Genomic DNA, 1738 nt, shown 5'->3' with positions numbered 1-1738 from the left:
GTGGGTGGCTTGTCGGTGGGTGAGGTCGCGGAGTTCGCGAGGGTGTTCCCGGATGCGGGTTCGGCTGGGCGGGTGCTGGTGGCTGCGGGTGTGCCGGTGGAGCGGTTGCCGTCGTGGGCGGTGACGGATGGTCTGGGTTTCTGGTCGGCGGTGTCGGGGCTGCTGGCGAACGGGCTGATCGAGGACGGTCGGGCAGCACTGTGTGYGGCTGCCCTGGAGCTGTTTCCGGCGAATCCGGTGTTTCGGGCGGATGCTGCCCGTTCAGGCTCGGCGGCGGCGGCGGGTGGTGTGGTGTGGTCGTTGCCGTGGCCGCGGAATCCGCATTTCACGGGCCGTGAGGGGGAGCTGGCGGATCTGCGGGCCCGTCTGGTGGGGGATGGTCGGGCGGTGGCTGTACCGCAGGCCCTGCACGGTCTGGGTGGGGTCGGCAAGACGCAGCTTGCCGTGCAGTACGCCTACCGGCATGCCGGTGACTATGACCTGGTCTGGTGGGTGCCGGCAGAGAATCTGGCGCTGGTGCTGGGTGCGTTGGCGGCGTTGGCGGATCGGGTCGGGGTCGGGGTGGCTGGGCAGGCGGACGAGTCGGTCCGCGCGGTGGTGGAGCTGCTGCGCCAGGGGGGCCGTTTCGCGCGTTGGCTGTTGATCGTTGACAACGCGGAAACGCCGAACGACCTGTGTGGGGTGCTGTCGGCGGCTGGTGGTGGTGGGCATGTGCTGGTGACCACCCGAGATCCGACCTGGTCGCGGCTTGCCGGCACGGTGGAGGTCGATGTGCTGCCCCGTGACAGGTCGGTGGCACTGCTGCGGGAGAGAACGCCGCGGCTGTCGGTGGCGGAGGCGGAGCGGATCGCGGCGGCGGTGGACGATTTGCCGTTGGCGTTGGAGCAGGCGGGTGCGTGGCTGGCGGAGACCGGTATGCCTGCTGGTGAGTATGTGGATCTGCTGCGCGAGCGGGTGTCTGAGGTGATGGCCCGGGGGACGCCGCTGGATCATGTGCCGGTCGCGGCGACGTGGACGGTGGCGCTACGTGGGCTGGATGAGTCGGCGGTGTTGTTGGTGCGGTTGTGGGCGCAGTTCGGTCCGGAGCCGATCCCGGTGGACCTGATCCGACCGCAGGTCGCAGATCTGCTGCCTGCGCCGTTGGATGAGGCTGTGCGTGATCCGTTGGCGTTGCGGGATGTCGTCGGGACGCTGGTGCGTGCTGCGATGGTGCGACTAGTTGAGGGTGACCAGGTGGTGATGCACCGGCTGGTCCATGCCGTTTTGCGGGACGACACCCCGCAGGCGCTTCGGCCAGTGCTGCGCCGGGTGGCGCAGGGGCTGCTTGCCCGGGGCCATCCGCCCGATCGGACGACTCCTGCGGGCTGGGGCCGGTACGCGCAGTTGTATCCGCATGTCCTGGCGACGGGTCTGTTGGATACCGACAGTGACACGGGCCGGGATTTCGTGCTGGCGCTGGCCGAGGCTTTGCGTGACCAGGGCGACTATCCGACCAGTCGCCGCATCGGTGAACACGTCCACGATCGGTGGGCCACCTCACTCGGTGAGGATCATCGGGACACGGTCCGTGCGGCGGCGGACCTCGCGGACACACTGTGGGCCCAGGGTATCTTTCCGGCTGCGCGTGTCCTGGAGGAGGACGTGCTGGTGTGGCGTCGGCGCGTGCTCGGTGAGGATCATCCGGACACGATCCGCGCGGCGTCGAACCTCGCGGTCACCCTGGCGGACCAGGGGGACT

Annotated in this window: 1 protein-coding gene; it reads left to right on the top strand. The window is 69.3% G+C overall.

Annotated features, from left to right (window positions below):
• Nucleotides 1–15: 15 nt before the first annotated feature.
• Nucleotides 16–1738: FxSxx-COOH system tetratricopeptide repeat protein (gene fxsT / locus BCD49_RS27065; RefSeq protein ID WP_083401722.1), on the top strand; the 1723-nt coding region annotated here is incomplete at its 3' end.

It is taken from the genome of Pseudofrankia sp. EUN1h (genome assembly GCF_001854645.1).
GTDB lineage: Bacteria > Actinomycetota > Actinomycetes > Frankiales > Frankiaceae > Pseudofrankia > Pseudofrankia saprophytica.
Note: the sequence above shows the minus strand (reverse complement) of the source record. Positions and strands in the feature narration are given on the sequence as shown.